The sequence below is a fragment of the Poseidonocella sp. HB161398 genome, assembly GCF_005870025.1.
In the GTDB taxonomy this organism is placed as follows: Bacteria; Pseudomonadota; Alphaproteobacteria; order Rhodobacterales; family Rhodobacteraceae; genus Mangrovicoccus.
The window spans coordinates 1-21,021 of sequence record NZ_VATA01000083.1; the positions used below are offsets into that span (position 1 = coordinate 1).

Annotated in this window: 18 protein-coding genes and 1 CRISPR repeat array; of the genes, 8 read left to right on the forward strand and 10 right to left on the reverse strand. The window is 58.0% G+C overall.

Annotated features, from left to right (window positions below; translation table 11 throughout):
• Both FGX59_RS32220 and FGX59_RS32225 read left to right on the forward strand, forming a co-directional pair.
• A partial coding sequence (locus FGX59_RS32220; RefSeq protein ID WP_206078500.1) for a hypothetical protein occupies positions 1-458 on the forward strand: 458 nt, incomplete at its 5' end.
• Positions 459-1,119: 661 nt separating this feature from the next.
• Positions 1,120-2,034, forward strand: coding sequence for an Abi family protein (locus FGX59_RS32225; RefSeq protein ID WP_171060931.1), 915 nt, complete (start codon positions 1,120-1,122; stop codon positions 2,032-2,034).
• A 330-nt stretch (positions 2,035-2,364) separates the two neighbouring features.
• On the opposite strand, the gene FGX59_RS32230 is transcribed toward FGX59_RS32225, so the two are convergent.
• Complete coding sequence (locus tag FGX59_RS32230) at positions 2,365-3,150, reverse strand: hypothetical protein (protein ID WP_138472139.1); 786 nt, start codon at positions 3,148-3,150, stop codon at positions 2,365-2,367.
• A 427-nt stretch (positions 3,151-3,577) separates the two neighbouring features.
• Between FGX59_RS32230 and FGX59_RS32235 the strand changes: the two genes are divergently transcribed.
• Together FGX59_RS32235 and FGX59_RS32240 are read left to right on the forward strand one after the other, a co-directional pair.
• Positions 3,578-4,114, forward strand: a complete 537-nt coding sequence (locus FGX59_RS32235; protein WP_138472141.1) for a type II toxin-antitoxin system Phd/YefM family antitoxin — start codon at positions 3,578-3,580, stop codon at positions 4,112-4,114.
• Positions 4,115-4,119: 5 nt separating this feature from the next.
• Positions 4,120-4,446, forward strand: a complete 327-nt coding sequence (locus FGX59_RS32240) for a hypothetical protein (RefSeq protein ID WP_138472143.1) — start codon at positions 4,120-4,122, stop codon at positions 4,444-4,446.
• 11 nt (positions 4,447-4,457) lie between these two features.
• Here FGX59_RS32240 and FGX59_RS32245 read toward each other — a convergent pair whose 3' ends face one another.
• Positions 4,458-5,288 (reverse strand): hypothetical protein, encoded by an 831-nt coding sequence (locus FGX59_RS32245; RefSeq protein ID WP_138472145.1) that lies wholly within the window; start codon positions 5,286-5,288, stop codon positions 4,458-4,460.
• A gap of 349 nt (positions 5,289-5,637) precedes the next feature.
• Here FGX59_RS32245 and FGX59_RS32250 point away from each other — a divergent pair, with 349 nt between their 5' ends.
• The 3 genes from FGX59_RS32250 to FGX59_RS32260 all read left to right on the forward strand — a co-directional run bounded on the left by FGX59_RS32250 (position 5,638) and on the right by FGX59_RS32260 (position 7,710).
• Positions 5,638-6,714 (forward strand): replication initiator protein A, encoded by a 1,077-nt coding sequence (locus tag FGX59_RS32250; RefSeq protein WP_138472146.1) that lies wholly within the window; start codon positions 5,638-5,640, stop codon positions 6,712-6,714.
• Positions 6,715-6,788: 74 nt separating this feature from the next.
• Entirely contained in the window at positions 6,789-7,442 is a 654-nt protein-coding gene (gene parA / locus FGX59_RS32255) for a ParA family partition ATPase (protein WP_138472148.1), read from the forward strand.
• Complete coding sequence (locus FGX59_RS32260) at positions 7,405-7,710, forward strand: hypothetical protein (RefSeq protein ID WP_138472149.1); 306 nt, start codon at positions 7,405-7,407, stop codon at positions 7,708-7,710. The genes parA and FGX59_RS32260 overlap by 38 nt, the downstream gene beginning before the upstream one ends.
• Positions 7,711-7,743: 33 nt before the next feature.
• Positions 7,744-9,590: direct repeats of the CRISPR family, unit length 28 nt; unit sequence CTCCTAACCCCTCATGGGGACTGATCAC.
• Positions 9,591-9,727: 137 nt separating this feature from the next.
• Here FGX59_RS32260 and cas2 read toward each other — a convergent pair.
• Genes cas2 through FGX59_RS32300 form a run of 8 tightly spaced genes read right to left on the reverse strand, consistent with a single transcriptional unit; the run spans position 9,728 to position 18,931 of the window.
• Positions 9,728-10,021, reverse strand: a complete 294-nt coding sequence (cas2, locus tag FGX59_RS32265) for a CRISPR-associated endonuclease Cas2 (RefSeq protein ID WP_138472151.1) — start codon at positions 10,019-10,021, stop codon at positions 9,728-9,730.
• Positions 10,021-10,992, reverse strand: coding sequence for a CRISPR-associated endonuclease Cas1 (gene cas1, locus FGX59_RS32270; protein ID WP_138472153.1), 972 nt, complete (start codon positions 10,990-10,992; stop codon positions 10,021-10,023). Before cas1 ends, cas2 begins: the two co-directional genes overlap by 1 nt.
• The gene (locus FGX59_RS32275) at positions 10,992-11,534 is read right to left on the reverse strand and encodes a Dna2/Cas4 domain-containing protein (RefSeq protein WP_171060932.1); all 543 of its coding nucleotides are present in this window, start codon (positions 11,532-11,534) and stop codon (positions 10,992-10,994) included. The genes cas1 and FGX59_RS32275 overlap by 1 nt, the downstream gene beginning before the upstream one ends.
• Positions 11,531-13,570 carry a DEAD/DEAH box helicase family protein gene (locus tag FGX59_RS32280; RefSeq protein WP_171060933.1) on the reverse strand — a complete coding sequence of 680 codons (2,040 nt, stop codon included), beginning with the start codon at positions 13,568-13,570 and terminating at the stop codon, positions 11,531-11,533. The genes FGX59_RS32275 and FGX59_RS32280 overlap by 4 nt, the downstream gene beginning before the upstream one ends.
• A complete protein-coding gene (locus tag FGX59_RS32285) occupies positions 13,570-14,304 on the reverse strand; it encodes a hypothetical protein (protein ID WP_138472159.1) in 735 nt (244 codons plus the stop codon). Before FGX59_RS32285 ends, FGX59_RS32280 begins: the two co-directional genes overlap by 1 nt.
• Before the next feature lie 8 nt (positions 14,305-14,312).
• A complete protein-coding gene (cas7d, locus tag FGX59_RS32290; RefSeq protein WP_138472161.1) occupies positions 14,313-15,320 on the reverse strand; it encodes a type I-D CRISPR-associated protein Cas7/Csc2 in 1,008 nt (335 codons plus the stop codon).
• Positions 15,321-15,371: 51 nt separating this feature from the next.
• Entirely contained in the window at positions 15,372-18,200 is a 2,829-nt protein-coding gene (locus FGX59_RS32295; RefSeq protein WP_138472162.1) for a hypothetical protein, read from the reverse strand.
• Positions 18,201-18,217: 17 nt separating this feature from the next.
• A complete protein-coding gene (locus tag FGX59_RS32300; protein ID WP_138472164.1) occupies positions 18,218-18,931 on the reverse strand; it encodes a CRISPR-associated endoribonuclease Cas6 in 714 nt (237 codons plus the stop codon).
• Positions 18,932-19,034: 103 nt separating this feature from the next.
• Between FGX59_RS32300 and FGX59_RS32305 the strand changes: the two genes are divergently transcribed.
• Positions 19,035-19,868, forward strand: coding sequence for a hypothetical protein (locus tag FGX59_RS32305; protein ID WP_138472167.1), 834 nt, complete (start codon positions 19,035-19,037; stop codon positions 19,866-19,868).
• The last annotated feature ends 1,153 nt before the right edge of the window (positions 19,869-21,021 follow it).

Here is a 21,021-nt window from a genome sequence, read left to right on the forward strand (position 1 = left end):
ACCGAATAATTTCCGGAAACTGCGACTTGCCTTTGCCACCCCAATTGGCCAACGTCCGCCCACACTATCCGTTGGAGGATGCTTCGCCACGCTTCACATCCAGAAGCCCCATGGCGCGTCCCCGTCTAGCCGTACAGTGCGATCTCGCACCTCCGGGTACCCCAGGCCGCCTGAAACCGACTTCGCATTCTGCGGCCGCCCCCACCGCCCTCTGCGAGGACGGCCAGATCACCGGCTTCTGGAAGGCCGTCGGCGACGACGAGCTCAACCGGCACTCCCAGCAGCGCACCCACTGCGACCCGAACCACCAGGTCCATATACTGCGCGTGTACTGCGAATGCGAATGGCCACTGCCGCACATCGTCCACTGCTGGTCCGACCTCGCCTGGCAAGACCCGCTTCTGGGCGAGCAGCTGACCGCCGCATCCCAGAAGGATCGGAGAGCGCGCGCCGCCTGACCCTGCAGTGCGAAGTCGGCCACCCAGCTCCCCCCCATGCCCGAAACTGGAGACCGCACTGTACGGTCGAACGGCAGCCCCCGAACGATCGCCATCCGCCTGGGCGGCATCCCCTTTGAACAGGGCGGCCAAAGACGGCCAGAGCAAGACCTTCAGCAGCAGGAGGCGCGCTTGGACAAAGCGCTTTTGCGCCATCCGCGGACAAAAACCGCCGCCTCCTGCCGCCCTAACCATGTCCGGTAAGATTGCCTTATGGGACGTATATAGCTCGACGTGCGTATGCCGGATGGTCTCGCCAATGGCGGCTCAAGCGGCAGCCAGTCTCGCGTGCCTTGACTCGGTATCGGAAATAGAAAACCGCTAAGCTGCTGAAAACATGTCCGCATGGGTCTCGGAATATCCGGCGTTCCGACAGTGTCCGGATAGAGGATGTCGCACAAGCGCTTCGTGCCGATAGAACGCCTCCAACCCCGGTGCGGGAAAAAACTTGACCAAAATAACGGAGGGAAATAATTATCCCTTGTCTTACGACCGGTGCTCCCTGGCTTGGCCACGTCGCCCTGCTACAGCCCGGTCTTCTTGATTCAGCTGTGCCGTTTTGTCCAGGATACCCTACTACAAGACTTACAGATCGGTTGATGAATGCCTGGATCTGATGCTCATGCGTGGTCTTTCCATTCCTGACATGGAACATGCCAAACGCACAGTCGAGCGGATCGGCTACTATCGGATCAGCGCCTTCTTCTACCCATTCCGTGAATTTTGCGTGCTTCCGGGTGATAGAGGGAAGGTGCGTTGTGACCGCTTCCAAACGGGAGCGAGCTTCGATGACGTCATCACCTTTTACCTCTGGGACAAGACCATACGTCTGGAGCTCGCCGATGCGATCGAACGCATCGAGATCGCAATCAGGGCGGCCATCGTTGAAGTCCTGGGCTCCTTCAACCCGCACGGCCATCGCGATGCCCGTTCCTACAAGCCGAGCTTCAGCGAGCTCGATGCGCGCGGCATGAGCCCCATCAAGAAGTTCACCTCAAAGCTGGAGGATGCTTTCAGGCGTTCGAAGGAGGACTACGCCAAGCACTACTTGAGCCGCTACATCGGTTCGCCACCCATCTGGATCGAGGCGGGAACATGGGATTGGGGCAACATGACCCACATCCTCCGCTACCTCGATGAGAGCCACAAGAACACCATCGCTGCCAGCATCAACCCGGGACTGCCCCGCAAGACGATGGAGTCTTGGGTCAATGCTCTCAACGACGTACGAAACGACTGTGCGCATCACTCCCGGATATGGAACAAGAACCTTGTAAACAGCCCAGGGATTCCAAAGGGCTTGGGTTTCCCAGAATTTCAGCATCTTAAGGGCAAGCCCGCCGGAGGCGTGGCGCCAACACAGAAGCTCTACGGTGCCCTCGTGGTCATAGCCTACCTGCTGAAGCAGTTTTATCCACGAACCCAGTGGCACGTGCGAATGCGAGACCGGATCTTGGACACCAATCTGCCGTTCCAAGTTGGTATTGGAACGGCAGGCTTCACCGAGGGCTGGGAGAAAGAAGATATCTGGAGTTGAAGGGGTCGCGTCGCGAATTTGATGGAATTTGCCGAACGGAACGCTCCAGAAGATGAAATTGGCTCCCTTCGGGCGGCAAAGTCAGACGCCCCAATCGGTCTCCATCTTGCGCCATACCCGGCTGACCATGTCCTCGCGATGCCTGATTTGATCTCAAACCAGTAATGTCACGGTTCGCCGCCGCAACCAATCCACAGCCATGGATTGGATGACAGGTCTGGTGAGTGCGACGCTTGGGGTTGCCAAGCTCTCAGCAACAAAGCGCCCCAAGGCGCGCAGCACCTTGGGGCGTAGGTCCAGCAACCAATCCTGCAGGATCGGCGCCGCATCTTAATCCAGCCGCAACTCCACCGTCGCAGCCTTGGGCAGCAGGGCCGTTGCCCGCTCAGGCGCTATGTCCGGAACGTCAGAGACTTCGCCCGTGTCCGGCAGCCCGGCAGTATCCGCGCCTATGCCAATCGCAGGGAAGCCATCCGTACGAGATGTGCCATCCTCGGTTGGCTCGACGGCAAGGAACGGCATGGACTGGTCCCGGAAGACCCAGGCCCGGAACGGGTAGCTCCATGCAGCCTGCATGGCGTGAAGGGCGCCAGGCAAACGTCCGACGGTCGAACCGGTGCCAGACGATGCATGACCGGCGTAGAGGGCGGCAGCGGACGCAAAGCGCGTCGCTTCCCCGAGCATGAACCAGAGGCGCGCCATGTCTTCAGGCCAGCCGTTCTGCCGGAGCAGATCGCCCACGGTTCGGAGCAGGAGCTCTCGACCCTCTCGAGCCCCACGGAAACCGGCGGCAAGCGGCGGATCTCCTATATTGCCCGTCACTGGCACGAGGCGGCCAGCTCGACGGCGGATCATCAGAACCTCATCGAAATGGAACTCCGTCGTGAACGGCTCCGAAAAATCGAAATCCAATATGATGAAGTGGCGGGATTCGACATAGGCAACAATCCGCAAGCCTCTTCCTTTCATGTCGATCACGCATCCAGCGTCCTGCGCATCATCCCTGGCAACAAAGCTCCCGGAGAATTTGCGCTCTGCGCTCCTCATCTCCTGAATCGCATGTATCCGGCGGGACGCTGGGAGCTTGAGGAGGCGACGGAAGGCATCGCGCGTCATCAGGAGGCCTCCGATGTCGATGAGTGTCGGGCAGCGGAGGAAGGCAGAAGTATGCATTTTGTCTTCACCTCTCTGTGGCAGGCAGGGGGCTTGTACAATAGTCGTTGTACAACATATGGCACCGATACCAATGTGTACAACCCTTTCGGGTGCGGGCGGGATCACTTTTCTGCGCAACATTATTCCACCAGCATGGATGAAATAATAACAACATGCTGATATTTAACATTTATTTCTGTGACGTCATTTGACATCAAGACGCGTGAAGGCATGGAAAGCTCTCATCTCCCTTGCTGAGAGTAGTGAGCGAACCTAAATATCCAGTTAATACTCTGTCAAAAATAGTACATAAAATCGGAGTTCCCAGTTGACCTCTCCTGATTTTTGTACATCTTGTGCGGGGTATTTTGTACAAGGAGACTCAAGCATGGGCGCCGATACCGGAAGACTGATGGAAACGTATGATCACGTCGAACTTAAGGGAGAAGCGGTTCTTGCTGCCGAGGAGAAGATGCCTCTCAGCATTGCACGGGCCCAGCTCCCGACTCTTGTCCAAGAGGCTGCGGAGAACGGTCGAAGGGTCGTCATTACGCGCTTCTCCCGCCCCTACGCGGCGCTTGTACCGGTTCATGACCTGGAGCGGCTGCTTGCGATCGATGTCGAGGCACGGGAGAATATGTGCCTGGCAGAGGCAACGGACGAAGACGAGCTGATGATCGACATCGATGATGAAGCAGCAATGGCCGAGGCTTTCCCGGACGCCTCCGCGCCGTGTCTGGCTCCCACGGCAACGGCTGCACTTCTTTGCCAGCTCGGCGAGCGGGTTGTCGAACTCACGTCCGATCCGGAAGTTGCCCGCATCCTGGACAGCCTGAAGCAGACGTCCACCAGCAGACCGGCGGTCACTCCCGCGCCGGAACAGACGACCAAGAGCGGGACGAACGAGTCCTGCCCAGTCGGCTAAGAACCATGGTGGTGCGCGTTGCCCGGCACAACTATCGGGTCCGCATCCCCGGGAATGTGGTCCCGATCCTCAATGACGCTCTCGGGCTGCCTGCGGCCACTCTCGGCTGGACCGTCAACAAGATGGTCCAGACGGTCAGTGGGGCCCTCAGGACCGACTACAACTGTTGTGAGACCAAGGGGGATTGGCCTCCGGGGATCCTTCCGCAGGGCACGAGCCATCCCAATTGGGGAGAGGTGTTCGCCGCGACGTACCATGGTGTGCAGATTGGCCATTGCGTGAACCATGGCGAGGAGATCATCACTTTGGTCGGCGCCGGGAACACTCCCTGAGTTCATACCGGCTACCTTGCGAGGAATGCCGCTCTCAAAGCCAAGCTGTCGAATTCCGGACAGCCATAGAGCTTGATCTTGGCTCCTATGTCGAAAAGAAGGCCGAGACGGGTTGCCCTGAGAAACGCAAAGAGCCACCTCATCGTGTGCGGGATTTCCTGGCAGACTACTTCAACCTGCGCTGTGGTTTGAGGAGGGATGTCCTGAGAAGTCTGGGACCATACTTCGATCTCGGGAAGCCAGACATAGGACGAAGCCCTGCACGAGGCGATGCCCAGGAAGGAAATGCTGGCTTCGGTCAGATGGAGGGTGTCGCCGGATCTGTTCGCAACGGATAGCCTCAGCTGTGCCGTGACAGGCACTCCCTGCCCCATCGGCACGATTCTTCCGGAATGTTCTGCAGTAGCCAAGGTTACCTGTTTCCGGAAGACATGCGGCAGTATCAGTTCGAGAACTGGCAGGACCAGATCGTAGCAAGCGAGAACGATCAGGACAGCGATGCTTGGCCATATCAGGACTGGTTCGGAGAGCCAGGACAGCAGGACATTTGCTAGCGATACAACTCCTGCTGGGATGCCCAGTGGTGTGAACCAGGCAGCATCGAGCTGTGCAAAGCCGATGGGAATGAGACTTGCCGAGATGCAGGTCATGGACCCCCAAATGAAGGCTCTACGTACCATGAATGCAGGGTTCAGCAGTCCGTATGATAGTAGGCCAACCAGTACGATGATGCAGAAGAGGGGAAGAACGGGCCAGCCGCGGGGGAATAGCAGGGGGAGGCAGGCAATGCCTGCAATGATGACCCATTGGATCAATGTCCGGAAAAAGAACTGCAGGCCCATGTGATGTCTTTTAAGAGAAAGTGCCCCCGAGCTTATGCGCGGGCGTAAGCATTTTCAATCATTGCGTGAATCATGTCTTTGGGGAAGCAAACAGGCCTCTACTTTGAGCGACGGTATTGATGAGCTTGGGAGCTCGTGAGTGTTAAATAGGTGTTAGATCTGTGTTAAGCTGTGGATAATCATTCATAAGCATTTGATTTTAAATGCTTATCTCGGGCAGTCGGTAACTAATACCACGAATCTTGGTAACTGAAATCCCGGAATTGGTAACTAATACCACGAATCTAAGCACTGGGTAACTGATACCACGAAACTTGACAGCCGGTACCTGAAACCACGAATGTTGGGCATGGACACTAAAACCACGAATCTTGATCTGTTCTCGCATGAGGAGAGCAAGTCAGCGCTTCCGTTGATGCCCGACCGGCACCCGCAGCATGACTTGTTCATCTGCGATGTGGCTGATGCGGTTCTCAAGGACATGATGGTCCATATGGAGCATCCGTTCTATTCGCTCTCGAAGAAGCCCGAGACGAGCGTGCGCCGCTACGAGCACAACGGGAACTGGATCGAGATTACGCCCAGCGTCAAAGGCTTGGCGACCATCTATGACAAGGACATCCTGATCTACTGCATCTCGCAGATCATGGCGAAGCTCAAGAACGGGGAGGAGGTCTCTCCTCGGGTGCGCATCAACTCCCGCGATCTTCTGGTCTTCACCAATCGGGGAACAAGCGGTCGAGACTACATGGCACTCGTCGAGTCCCTGGATCGGTTGGAAGGCACCCGAATTCGCACCAACATCCGTTCGGGAGACGAAGAACAGATCGACGGGTTCGGCTTGATCGACACGTCATCCATCCGGCGCAAGCACGGCTTGGATGGACGTCTTCTCTGGTGCGAAGTGAAGCTCTCGGATTGGGTCTTCAATGCGATCCGGTCCCATGAGGTGCTGACGCTGCACAAGGATTACTTCCGCCTGCGCAAGCCGATCGAGCGAAGGGTGTACGAAATCGCCAGGAAGCATTGTGGCTCGCAGGACGAATGGAAGATAGGCCTCCCTACCCTGCTCAAGAAGACTGGCTCCCAGAGTCCGCTGAAGCGCTTTAGGCAGATGGTCCGCCACCTGGTGGAGTATGACCACTTGCCTGACTACAGCGTCTCGTTCGAGGCGGAGACGGACATGGTCACCTTCCGGAACCGGGGAACCATGGCAGCTGTCGTAGCCGCGGCTGAAACTTGGGAAGGGCACCTCGATGCCGAAGCCTACCATGATGCACGGCTGGTTGCCCCCGATTGGGATGTCCGTGTCATCGAGGCTGCATGGCGCCACTGGCTCGGCGAGAACGAGATCGAACCACGGCACCCGGCAAAGCACTTCATCAAGTTCTGCAAGAGCTGGTACGAGAAGCGTGGCAGACCATAATGCACAAACCCACATTTCAACAATTAAGACTTTAGGGTTTTGTACTTTCCCACGTATGTGTCAGGGTTTGCTTCATGATCATCTCGTTCCTGAACCAGAAAGGCGGGGTCGGAAAGACGACCCTCTCGATCAACGTCGCGGCTTGCCTGGCAAGGCAGGGACACCGCGTTCTCCTGATTGACGCCGACAAGCAGAGCTCGGCCACCACATGGGCGAGCCTGAGGGAAGATGCCCCCTTCCAGGTCGTGAGCATGGCAAGAGCCAACATGGCCCGGGATGCGCTGAAGCTGGCAGCCGATTACACGCACACCATTATCGACGGGCCTCCACATGCAGAGGAGATCGCGCGCTCCTGCATCGTCGCCTCCGACTTCGTTGCGCTGCCGATCGAGCCATCGGGACTTTCGACTTGGGCCTCGGACCTGACAGTCCGCCAAGTCCGGGAAGCACAGGAGTTCAAGCCAGCCCTCAAATGTGGGTTTGTGGTTTCCCGCAAAATAGGGAAAACTGTGATCGGTCGGGATATCCGCAGCATGGCGGCGGAAGCTGGCTTGCCGATCCTCCAGACCGACATAGAGCAACGGGTCGCTTTCGCCGAGAGCCTCACCATGGGCCAGACGATCTTCGAGTGGGCTCCGGATAGCGCTGCGACCCAGGAGATCGACAAGTTAACGAACGAGATTGAGCAGCATGTCCAAGAAGACGTTCTCGGCAGCGCCGAAGCCTAAGACCCAGCAGCCGACCGAGGAGCAGATTCTCGCGTTCGAGCGGGGAGGGGCCGGGCACGATACCCAAGTTCCACCGCCGCCCAAGCCAAAGCCCGAGACGAAGGCGGAGCCGACCAAGCGCTTGAGCCTGGATCTTCCGGCATCGGTGCACACCCGCTTCAAGACCGCCTGCAGTGCAACCGGCCGCAAGATGGTTACCGAGCTGCAGTCCTACATCGAGCAACGAACGACAGAGCTCGAAGAAGAAGCTGGATTAACCCGCAAATAATTATTTCCACAAATGTGGGTTTGGGGTGACCACCTCCTAACCCTCATGGGGACTGATCACCCGAAATGTTCCCGCCCTCGAAGGCATCCACGTCGTACTCCTAACCCCTCATGGGGACTGATCACGTGCATCGCATCGCCGGAAATGCGGCATGGCATGAGAAGCTCCTAACCCCTCATGGGGACTGATCACCGGGCCGACCGAGGTCACTGCTGGCATCCTGCTGCATCTCCTAACCCCTCATGGGGACTGATCACTCGCCTGGCTCGAGGACGACTGCCCCCACCATTTCTTCCTCCTAACCCCTCATGGGGACTGATCACTTGACGCCGCCGGATTTGCAAACAGGTTCAAGGCCGGCTCCTAACCCCTCATGGGGACTGATCACGTCCGAGACGTAGCCGTCGTTCACGTCGATGCGCTTCTCCTAACCCCTCATGGGGACTGATCACTCGACACCGCCCTGTTCACGGCCGACCAGAACTGCCTCTCCTAACCCCTCATGGGGACTGATCACACTATCCCGCCGAGGGATGGGCCAGCATCGGCGATGACTCCTAACCCCTCATGGGGACTGATCACAGGACGAAGCGTGGTGCGCGCGGGAATACCGGATCGGCTCCTAACCCCTCATGGGGACTGATCACTCGCGGTGGGTGTTGCCGACGTGCTGGGCCAGCACCGCTCCTAACCCCTCATGGGGACTGATCACGTGCAGATCGGAACCGTTTCACTAGGGACCTGACAGGACTCCTAACCCCTCATGGGGACTGATCACCTGAGTACCGGAAACTGGATTCGGGTAGGGGATGCCCCTCTCCTAACCCCTCATGGGGACTGATCACGCCCGGCGCTCGGCACGGGTTGCGGCCGGGAGCTGGTCCTCCTAACCCCTCATGGGGACTGATCACGGGCCACAGCAAGGCTTGGCGTGCGAGCGCCGGTCTCCTCCTAACCCCTCATGGGGACTGATCACATCCGCTGCTGTCCTCGGTCAGCACGAACGAGACCAACTCCTAACCCCTCATGGGGACTGATCACGGGTGGACGCCATCCATTTCACGGACACCGGCTACCACTCCTAACCCCTCATGGGGACTGATCACGCCGAGCTCCACGTAGAGCAGCATCTGCGCCATGGTCTCCTAACCCCTCATGGGGACTGATCACTGGCGAAATCGGCCTGTACATGGCCGCAAATACTTCTGTCTCCTAACCCCTCATGGGGACTGATCACCCGGGACATCTTCTGGACCCTCTACGGCCGGGACGCCCTCCTAACCCCTCATGGGGACTGATCACCGACCTCGATCTTGGAGCAGTTCATGCCGCACCCACTCCTAACCCCTCATGGGGACTGATCACGCGTCGGAAAGTACGGCAGAAGGCGTGGGTTCAAGGGGCTCCTAACCCCTCATGGGGACTGATCACCTGGAAGCTGTTCTGCGCGTCGGAGATGGTGTCTCCTAACCCCTCATGGGGACTGATCACCGCCATGGAAGATGCAGGGCTTACGCCGACGGCACAGCTCCTAACCCCTCATGGGGACTGATCACGAGCAGCGCCCCCGGCCTTTTCTCAAAGAGGTGACGTCTCCTAACCCCTCATGGGGACTGATCACTTGGCGATCCAGTGAACCAGGAAGCGAAGCGGACGCACTCCTAACCCCTCATGGGGACTGATCACTGCCGAACTGGACAAGCGCTACCAGACCACCAACCTGCTCCTAACCCCTCATGGGGACTGATCACCACCGCCACCGGCATCGTCGCGCTGTGGTGACGGCATCTCCTAACCCCTCATGGGGACTGATCACCAGGACTTCTCCGGCGATCTGGTGCGGGCTCATTCTCTCCTAACCCCTCATGGGGACTGATCACCCCTTTCCGCTCAGATAGTTACTCCCAAAATTCGCGAGAATTCGCGAGAATTCGCGAGAATTCGCGTGCAGACACGTGGGTTCACATCGGATAATTACTTCTCTTCCCGCAGACATTCACATGACATCCACCCGAAGTCAGAGGACAATGCTTTTCTCCACGAGTTCGGACAGGGGACGGGACGCCACTATCTTCCCTTCGCGGGTCATCTCGCTTGCATCGATATTATGCCTGTTCTCGACCTCGAAGATGCAGACCTTGTCCCCAGTCATCAGGAGACGCCGAAGGTCCTTGTCTATCGCTCTTCGCCGCGATCCTGTAATCAAACCGGCAAAGACGGAATTCTGCTGATGTACAAGGTATCTGGACAGCATCTTCCGGTACTTCTCCGTGCGGTCTGCTTTCACGTCGTATGTGACTATGATGAACATCAGACCCTCCTCACCCAGGAACGGTATTCACCCACCCCGAGGACGTGACGCTCGATCGACAGGGCTTCGCTTCGGATCAGGTCACGCAGGCTCGGTTTTCCGGAAACCGGCCGGTCCACGCGCTGCGCCCACAGTTCGAGCGTGTTCCGTCGCCCCGTTTCGGATAGGCGGCATACGCCTTCCGATTTTTCAAACCAATTGTCCCAGTTGGTCCCGCGCAAGGCGATCTCGAAAATCATGCCGTCGCAAATGGCGGGCTTGAAGATTTCGGACAGGTCCAGAGCCAGAGAGCTCCGGGCCTCCATGGGCGAGTGCAGGAAAGACATGCAGTCGTCCAAGTGCGTTTTCGCGATTTCGTTGCGGCACAGGGCATACATCAGCCCATTGAACCAAGAGATCAGGCAATTGATCTCATTGTTCGGTGGCCTGCGGATCCGGGGCCCGAAATCGAGCCGTTCGTCGATGTCCTTCCACGCGCCATAGTACCATGCCCGCATCAATCCCTCGCGGCCCATGAGGCCCTCGATGCTGTCCGCGCTTTCCAAGTCCGCAAGGATCGCCTGCACGGCTTCGACGGCTGGCTTCAATTCAATTTTGCCCCGGTAGAGGCGGTATCTCAAGTTGCCCAGAATGTTTGCCCCGGCACCGCGGACGATGCGCCGAGCCAGACCGAGCCGCTTTTGGGGGTCAGAGCTGCAGGCCGATTGCGCTTGCCGTACCTTGCCGCTTCTTGGAGATCCCGCCGGTTCAAATGCCCCTGACACGTTCCCGTGCCAGTCAAGCACGACGATCCGGACTTGTTCGCGGGAGAGCAGGGTGATGAGCGAAGTAGTCAATCCTGACTCGCCTGCGAGGACGATCTGCGACAATCCCTTGATGGGCACACGCTTCTTGCCAGCCGCTGTCCGTACTAGGAGGGTGGCTCCATCGGCGGAGAGCTTGGCGTCCTTTGAGACGAAGAGCGTTTCCATCAGATTTTTCCGCAAAATTCCCTGTAGGAGCATGTCCCGCAAATGGGGGCATCTATGCCGGAGGGGCATGGCACACTGATCAGGCCAGCCAGTTGCCGGGCACCGGAAAGAAGCGCATCGACCATGCCATCCGTGATTTCGACCATCCGCATTCGCCGCTCCGCCAGGATATCGACAGCCGCAGCCCATGAATTGCCGGTACGTGCTGTCAAAAGCAGTGCATAGAACGCTGCCTGCATGGACACGGCATCTGCGGCGCCAGCACGCCCCTTGGCCTCGACAACGATCCGGTTTTCCCAATCGATCCTGTCAGGAGCCAAGCCGATCAGGCCATTGATCGAGCGGTCCCTCGCCTTGCTGTTCGCATGGGCCACCAAGCCCTGCGCCATGCGGTCTTCGAGATGCGCATAATCGACACGATGGAGGTGCAGCCAGGCCCGTCTCCGACAGATCCTGATATGCTGGAACGCAAGGCCATGAAGCCCATGAAGCTCGCAAAGGTCGGCGAATACCGCAATTCTGGGATCTCCTGGATCGGTCACAGGACGCCGGTTCCGCCGAGGGATGGCATGTCTTCCGCCATGCGCTCAGGCACGAGCCCCGTGGCTCTCACGATTTCCCTCATGGCATCCAACGCTTCGTCACCCGGCTCGAAGAAGCCGTGATCTGCGCGCGTTGTCCTCGTTATCCAAGTGCTCGCCGCATTCCGCCTTGGAATGGCACCGATGAGCACATCGTCGAGAGGAGGAAGAGGGTCGATTGATGGATCGTGCCGTCGCGTCTCCCCGGTTCGGAAGATGTCCGCAAGGGAACGTGGCAGCGCCAAATAGGTGCCATCCAAGTCTTCCAGAACGGGAGCCTTTGCTATCTCCACAAAGCGCGACGCCTGATCGAAACCGATTTCATCCATGCGACTTCCGAAACTGACCCGCACCCGGGCATCGATGTCCCGGAACCGTGCCGCTTCGCGGAACAGTCCTTGCATCCAGACTCTAGGTGCCGAAAGCTCCGAACGCTTCAAAGTCCCGAGGAGAACCTCCATGCGACGAACAGATTTCGGAGCGAATGTCCGGAGTGTGTCACGCTCCCCCTTATGGATGTTCCAGACGCGGCGCAGAGCGCACCAGAAGAGCGCCGCGCACCAGACCGCGCGACCAGGCATGGTCCGGTAGTTCGGGGAAACATCTTCCGCCCCGCGCGAGAATTTCCCTTGGATGCCGGAGAGAACCCATCCAAGGAAAGTACCGACATCCACGTCCCCGCGCGAACGGGCTTCCACCCCGAGGCTCTTTTCTGCTTCTTCGGCCAATTGCGCGAGAACGCGGCCATGACGGGCACGTGTCACGATCACGCGTCCGGGAAGATCACCGCGGGATACCCGTCCGAGACGCTGAACGAAGGAACAGGCATCGTGACCTGAGTCCATGATCATCAATGATGCCCGGAAAGTGACCCCCATCTCCACGCTTGAGGTCGCAAGGATCACCTGTGCCTCACGCGGATCGCAACGTCGTCCCCATCGGCCGGACTCGTCGTCCTCCTCTTCATGTGCATCGTCGATCGAATTGATGGTGAGAATCCGGTCGGCCTCAATGCCATGGCGCTGAAAAATCTGGGACAACACATCCCGCGTCCCTTTCAGCTTGGCCACACTGTCGGAGACAACGATGATTGACTGGCCGCAGGCGAGAGCATGTGAAATTTCTTCCCCCTCGGCCTGGCAGGCGCCCAGCACATCAGCGTGCTGTCCCCCGCTGACTCGGACGTCCCCATGGATGATCCGTGCACCACGCGGCTCTTCTCCGGGTGCCCAGCTGAACACCTGTTCCTGCATCGGGCGGATTTCACAGGCGGGCACCCCGAAATTCTCGAGGACTGGCCGGATTTCGATAGGCGTCGCGCTGAGGAAGGTCACACGGGGGCTCCGGTTCCCTGTGTCGTACGGAAGCCCCGCAACCAGCTTGCAGATCGCCGCGGCCAAGCCAAATCCCCTGGCCTCGATCGTATGAAACTCGTCGAACACGACATGATCGAAGGAAAGAAGGCTCGTCAGAGACATGGTCTCCGATCCCCGGGACAGCACAGGCGGATAGAGCATGAGGCTCGCCACGGATTCCGGGGTTGCTATGACGAATACGCCGGTCTCGGCGAACCCGCCGCGCCCGCGAAGCTGATCGACACGGCTTTTCCGGATATCCGCCCGCGACAGGCCGTCCCCGAGCTGATCGAAGAGCGCGTCAGATGTCCAGACATGCAGGTGGCGCCCAATGCGTCCCTCATCCCAGCCTTCGCCCTGCATGGTGCCATGAACCGCCGCGGCGAGGTTCTGCGCGAGGCGCCGCGTGGGCACGATGAAGAGAATGTTCATCCCGATGAGGGGTGCCATTTCGAAAGCGAAGGTCTTGCCTGCGCCTGTCGGTGCCGAAGCAATGCGGACACGTTCCGGCGCCTCGATCAGATCCGCCTGAAAATCGGTCAGCATCGCCCGCTCACCCGCCACCGTCTGGAGGAATGGGTTGCGTGCACCGCCGATCACGCCATGGCGCCGGATCACCAAGTCGAACGAAGCGGCCGCCATCAGCCAATCCCCTCCAACCCGCGGACCGTGCGTGCCCATACGCCAGCGATCTGTGCCGCTCGGTCCATATCCAGCGGCGCGGAAAACTGCAGATCCCAGAGCGCATAGAGGTCGCTGCGGAGCCGCATGCCGTCTGCAAGACCAGCATTAGCATCTTCCTCGATGTCACGATTGATGTCGCGGCCGCAAATGAAGCCGGTGTGCAGGTTTAGCCGTACCGAGGGCACCTCGGCCCGAGTGAGCCGGACAATCCCTCCGCGGTGGCGGCCGATGCGAAAGACGACTTCCGAGATGTCCTCATCTGCTGCCTGCGAAGCAAGGTTGAACGGATCCTCGCCGAAAACCGCGCCATGATAGATGGCACCTTGCGGAACCTCCTGGATAAAGAACCAGGTCTTGAGGTTCCCCGTGCCGGTGGCATCCTGCACCTGTTTCGCGTAGCCGCCCTCCCCATCAAGATTGAGGCGTCGGCCGCGGGGCCGCATGAGACGTGGCGTCTCGGCCTCGAAGACAGAAGCCATCCATGGCAGCCGTGCAAGATCCCGCCTGTAGTTCTTCTCGGGCAAGGCCACGCCCGCGGAAAGGGCACCAAGCGCGGAGGCCAGCCCGTAGACGACGCTCCGATCCGCAAGATGGGTGGACAGGGTGGCAACTCCGCTTGGGATTGCCAGGGACTGATAGTGGAAGGGAGTCAGCGTTTCCAGCCGTACAGGTGTTGCCTCCATGTCGGACATGACAGGTCTCAGCCCCTGATGCCGTCGAACCAGGCATCGAAATAGGCCGCGATCTTTTCCTGGGATCTCTGATAGCGGGAACGCATTTCAGCATCGCCGCTCTCCAGCTTTCGGATCAAGCCATCGCGCAGATCGGCAGCATCTTCCGGACCCAAGGAAACAGGACAAGCCGCCGAGAAGATGTCGGCGATTGCCTTGACAGCGGCGGCAGGGCCGCTCGGGCCATCCAGGCTCTCCGGGAGTCCATCTAGGAGGACATAGGGGCTGGAGATATCCCGCTCGAGCGGAGATCCATAGATTCCCGCGAGATGGGTCCGCACATTGATGCCGTAAATCGAGGTCTGGCCGCCATAGGCGCCTGCAAGGCCGATGCAGAGCAGAAGATGCTCGATCGCTTCCCGCGGAGCTGTTCGTCCAGTGAACGTAATCGTCTGCACTAGCAAGGTGCCAGGCTTCAGGAAATGACGTTCAAAGAGGTTGTTGGAGTTCCTGTTGGCTTCGGCATCCCAGAGCGTCCCGTCCTCCGACGCACGGTTGTGGAACGTATGGTCGGTGACCTGCTCGTAAGGTACCAAGGATACGGCATCCGAGTAGAGTGCTGCCGCCTTGACCGGAAGGACCTTTCCCGCCGCATCAGTGCTGTCTCCGAAAACCACGGTGTTCATGTCGAACACGGCTCCTGCGGTCTTTCCTGGAAGCAGTTCGGTCCGGTTCTGGGGCATCGCACCGCCCGCACCGAAATAGCGCAGGACCTGCAGTCCGCGCCGACGTTCACCATACTTGAATTTGTTGGCAACCGCACGCACGCGGCGCCCCTGCGCTGTGTCGATGTCGGTAATTTCCGACTGCTCGTTACGGAATGATGCGGGCGAAATCACCTCGCGCACAAGCGGTATGGTTACTGTGCCGAGATTCTTCAGTGCCGGCATGACATAGGTTTTCTTGGAGCCCTGGGCTTCTTCGGAAAGCCCATCGATGTTGCCAAGGAAAGAGGAAAAGGCGGAGAGATCGGACATCGCGTTTCTCTGTGTGCAGTGAGTGGATGGACTGGAAAGGCTGGCGGGAGATCAGAAGGGAAAAACGCTTTCTCCAGAGGCACGCAGCTGGTGTGCCCGGTCGAAAGCCACTCGATAGATGCCGATGGCCGCGGCGCGCGTCCGGCTGTCCGGAAGCCTGTGCTTGAAAACACCCGGCCAAATTTCGTCGGCGAAAATTTCGGCAGCCCGGTTCAGGGCATCTCCCGTAGCGGGCTCGTCAGGCCCGGGTTTGGTGAATTTCTTGTCGCTTTCCCGGTCTGCAACGTTCTGGAGGGACGCGATGATCGCGCTGATCATCGTTTCGCGGTCGGTCGTTCCGAGCTGCGCGACGGTATCCAGTGCTTCAAGGGCGAGCCGCATGCCGCGTTCCCGAACGTTCTGGCTATCTTTCGCGATGAAACTTCGTTGATAGCCGGTCATTGCGCGTGCGTAGCGCACAAGCGGCGAGTCCTTCATCTCGGTCATGATGAGATCCTGTGCTTGATTGAGTAGATCAGCTCTGAGCGGGACCAGCTCGCTTCTGTCCATGCGCTCGACCTTGGTGACAGCTTCGCAAAGAGCCGATGCTCGGGTGGACGGGTCCATCACACGCGCTGCAAGACTTGGCCCCAGGCCATTGGTCTGGGCTATCTGGGACCAAGTCCTCAGCGTCGCCCGCAGGCTAGGAAGCTCCTCGATCCGGAAGCCCCGCTTGCCGAGACCCCGTTCGATCTCTGGAGGCAGGGCATCGAAATAGACACGATCTCGCACCTCATGTGGCAGGCCTTGAAAGACATGGATCGTGCGGCCGGTTCGGATCGCCGCGTCGACAAAGCGCAGCACCAACTCGAGGGTTTCCGAAAACTTGGTTTCCTGTGTCTCGAAGCGGCCAATCAGAACTCGCTTGCGAAAGCTGTCAAACGCGCTGAATGAGATGTTGATCTTTTTAATGTCGACCTTGCGCAATTCGTAAGTGGAAATCTCGGTAATATCGGTGCCGTTGCCCAGAGAAAGGGATGCGAACAGACCAGACACCGCAGGCGAGACCACGGTCAGCGGGACAGCGGCCTCCCGCCCACCCGCCTTGTTTTTCCGAAAACGCAGGTGATGCTCCGCACGCGCCAGAGGCGAGAGCCATGTCCCTGACTTTGCGCTGCGAAAATTCTCCGGCCTTCCCTGGCGGCCGGAAAACGCGCTCACCTTGAGGCCGTATACACCTTCATTGAGCGCCCGGTACTGCTGCTCTTCGCCAACAGGCTGTGCGGTGAAATGGCATCTCAAAGCCGCGGATTCATCGCCAGCCATGAACGCCTCCGACAAGGAGGCCCGTACCATGTTGGCCACCGGGTCTAGATGAGCCTTGGCAGTATCTCCGATTCTGGAGTTGATGCCTGCAAATGCTCCATTGCCGTTGAGCCATGTCTCGATAAGGCCTTCATGACCGAAGACCTTGTCATCGAGGCCAGTGTCCCCCTCCGCAGCCGCGGCCGTGACAAGCGCGAGGCCGACATGGCGGGACATTGCGTCCTTGACCTGAGACAGCGCCCCGTCAAATTCCATGCCCGCATCGGCCAGCCTCTCGAGCAGCATCGTCTCCCGCGCCGCATCGGTCAGGGTTTTCCTTGCTAGTACCTTGTTTTTGGGAGCCTTGCAGCGCAAGGCCGCCGCGAGAGCGGCCGCCTTTTGAAAGATTCCGGCTTGCCCTTCGTCTTCTTGGATCAAATGGGGCGAGACACTGGCCCCGGGAACCTTTGCCAAGTCGGGCCAGCCAATCGCGAGCCCCAAGCCCGCAAGTTCACGGGCGAGGATCGTTCCTGGCGCGTCTGGTCCATATGCCAAGTCTGTCCTGAAGGAGAGAAGCTTGCGCCATGTCTTGTCGTCAGCCGAAAGTTCGACGAGATCGTCAACCCCGGCCCGCCCCTCAAGCAGATCCACCGCGAGACGCGTGTTGACGTCAATCCGGGGATGTGACCGGAAACTCCGTGCGACGAGCTCCAGCCCCCGGTCCACAATGGATAGCCCAGCCTGTTCCGGCACGGCCACTACAAGACACCCATCCCGGTGCACCTCGGCAAGCGGAGGAAAGCGGGTTATTTCACTGCATGCTCTGGACAAGGCAACCTGAAGCGCATCCAGCAGGAAAGGGAACTGCGGCTGGTTCAGGGTCAGAACACGCCATCCCTCTTGCAGGATTTTCGTGCGGAACCCGTCAAACTCCTGGAGGACTGCCACCGCTGCCGACGCGCCATCCTTCAGGAAGCAGCCATCCATTCTGTCGGCAATCCGCACGTAGAGCGCATCGTTTGCGTCGGGGTTGGAAAGCGGGGCACCATCTTGCGCGATGCGCCCTGCACGGCTGACTTCCGCCTTGTCGATCATGGACAGCAGCCAGCCCGGAGACGCTTGGGCGTCGAACTGGGCCAGAAATGCGCCGACCCGGTACCGGTCTGCAAGGGATGCGATGTCTTCCGCAGCAAGAGGGTGATCACGCCCGATGCCGAGCATCTTGTCAGCATCATGCAGGAAGCCGACCGCGAGGATACGTGCCAACCGTGCGGGAAAGGTTCTTGCCTGGCTTTCTCCGGCGGCCTCCAAATCTCGCTCGGCAAGAACCACTGCGCCGCGCGCGACCGAGGCCACGTGTTCGAGGAGCGAGACATTGTGCCAGCCGCAATGCCATTGTCCAGATGCGTCCCGCCCGCCCTTGCCCGATACTCGCATGAGCCATGGGGTCCGGATATCAAGCCGCTTCCCCAAGCTGATATCCTTGGCCTGAGGTCCTGGCATCACCGGGAGCCCCCGTGACATTTCCTCCTCGGAAAAGACCCCTTCGGAGACTACGGTCGCCAGAAAAGCTTTGTAGATGCGTTCGGAATGCATTCTTGGAAGCTCCAGCATCAGGTCGGCAGAATCGGGCAGCCGAAACCGAGACGGGTTTTCGCGCCAATTCCTGAAAAATAGACCCAAGATAGGTCTTCCGCGTTTCCGCGGAGTGTCACGGGCATGCTGAACCCTGGGATCATCACGCGCCTCGGTCCTGCCTGTCGCAGTGCAACCGGTCGGCTCCTGCCTTCCGTCAGAAGGGTCAAGCGATCGATGGCAACCTCGACGTCGAGGTCACGTCCGGCTCGCCGCTGCAGGCCAACCCTGATCGCTTCGGGAAAGTCGGTTTCTGCCGCAGAGCGTACGAACCAAGTTTTCCTGGCCTCGGCGGTCTTTGGGCCAATCAGTGCAAACGGACTCGCGAAGGCAAGGCAAATTTCATCTTGCCCGGACGCGGGTCGGCGCATCTCCTCGACAATGCGCCCGCCGGAAAAGTCGATGACATCTCCGTTGGAGGACCGCTTTTGCAATGCCTCCGGGTCCAGAACCTCGAAGGCTCTCGCGACCTCCGGGTCTGCCGTAGACACCAACAAGCTCTTCAGGGTCATCAGGCCTCCACGTGCCGCGAAGCCCTTGCAAGCAAAAGTCCAGTCCGCCGCTCCTCCCCCAACAAGACGTTCACCGGAAACCCCTGCCGAAGTCAAACCGGCCACAAGTGCAGCATGCACGCTATCGATGTATCGATATTTGACCGGAATCTTCCCGGGGAAAATGGTGATCCGTTTCATTGCACACCCTATGTCTCAGCAGTTGGGGCCAATATGTTTGAATGGTGATGATCTGTCATGTATGAATTTCTAACATCTTGAGATCGAATCGATGATATCCAAGTTGAAGATTTATGAAGCTTTGCTGTTCTGGTGCGGCGCCATCACGGCTGAAAAGGCCGCAAAACTCATCGGATGCACCCGCGCCCACGCCCAGATGAAGGTTGTCTCTCAATTTAACGCGGAATCGCGGTACCCAGCGCGCACCGTCCGCAAGGGACCAGACAGGGGCAAAACGCTTGAAACTGTTCCTAGCATTCAACCGCATACGCTGAACGAGTGGTGCGATTTCATTTCAGCGCACAAGGTTTTTGGGAAGCATAAGGAAAATGATGCGGAACCAATAATTCCAGATATCGAGAAAATTAGAATTGATACACCTCCCGACTTAAGGACGGCGAAACTTCTTCGGGCTCTTTCCCAGAAGTCTGCCGTTAGGGGAACTTATATCTTCAAGGATTATGGGGCTAAAGACATCCTGTTTTCACCCCATAGCCTTGTTCAATCACCTCGCAGGCCACATTTGCGCGGCCATCTTCAAATTTATGAGAAAAATTCACTTTCTCTGGTGGGCTTTCGGGACATTGTACCAAGCCGCTTCCTGTCTGATGAGCTTACTCTGGATCACGACGCATTCATATCAGATTCCGGGGATACAGAATGGCATGAATTCGTTACGGTTCGCGCGCGGCTGAATCCCACCCTTCCACGCGACTTCACCCGATCTCGCTCTCTGGAGCTAGGACACGATCCGGAAGATGGGACCACAGATTTCGTACTCTCCAAAAGAATAAGAAAAGCCTTGCTGTACTATTTCGAGAAAGACATCTTCAGCGAGACGCTTGGACACGATTCTACCCCAGTCTGGGACATTGTTATTGAAGATGGTCAGTATTGAAATTCTCCAAATAAAATAACATCACGTTTGACATGCATCGGACTACGTCATCTTTAAATTAGAAGCATGTTTCTCCCAAGGTAGATCCTGCAAAAAATTCGAAAATCCTGACTTCGGAAGATTTCATTTCAGGCATGATGAATTTTTTCAGCAGCGCACACAGGAATAACGGAGAAGAACGCGCAGCGGAAATTGGACCATGACTTCACCTGCATCACTGATGAAGGAAGGATCTTATTTCTACCATCAAGAATACGAAATGGATCCGCGGTTCAAAATGAACCACCTGAAAATTCAAAAATTTCGAGAGCCTCTACTTGAGATAGCGAAGGACCGTCGCGCATCCCGGACAGAAAAAGCATGGTGCCCATCCAACCACTCGACAAGGCGAAGGGGGGCTCTGCCCTGGGCTCCCGTTCCCCGTGCCGAGCCGTGCGGGATCCTCCGGAACTAGGCCCTCGGACTGCGGTTCGGGGGTCCTTTTCGGACGTTTAGATTTTCGCGCGAGGCAGATTTCCGGATTTTCCATGTCTCTTTTTGGTCTAGGACCCGGGGCTGTCGAGCGTCGGCCAGTAGGTGGGCGGCGGCTGTCGAGCACTTTCCATGTCTCTTTTTCGGGTCTTGAGGGGGTGCCAGAGGGGTTCTAGGAGGGTGGTTTACCTTAGGGAATTTCCGCTTTCCAACAACTTATGCGGGAAACGAACTATCGGTTCGATACAACCATAGGTTATTTCACTCTGAAAAGGGACATGTAAAAACTGCCGATTTTAGGCCAAAAGGGGGCTAAAAAAGGCCTGTAAAATAAGTCATATTCAATTTTTCGTACATTAAGAAGTGCTCGTAACACTTTGATATTAAACACTTTTCTTCTCTTATTTTCTTTCTTTCTTTCCTTCCTTCCTTCTAGAGAAGAAGAAGAAGAAGAAAGAGACATTTATTGTCCAAAAATTGAGACTTGGAGAGAAAAAGGGTTTTCCGGAAATTATATAAAATAGAGTAAAGGAGAAAGTCGCGTCTATAAATGTCCCTTCTGAAAACCCCTGGCCACCCCCCGCGCTCGACCGAATAATTTCCGGAAACTGCGACTTGCCTTTGCCACCCCAATTGGCCAACGTCCGCCCACACTATCCGTTGGAGGATGCTTCGCCACGCT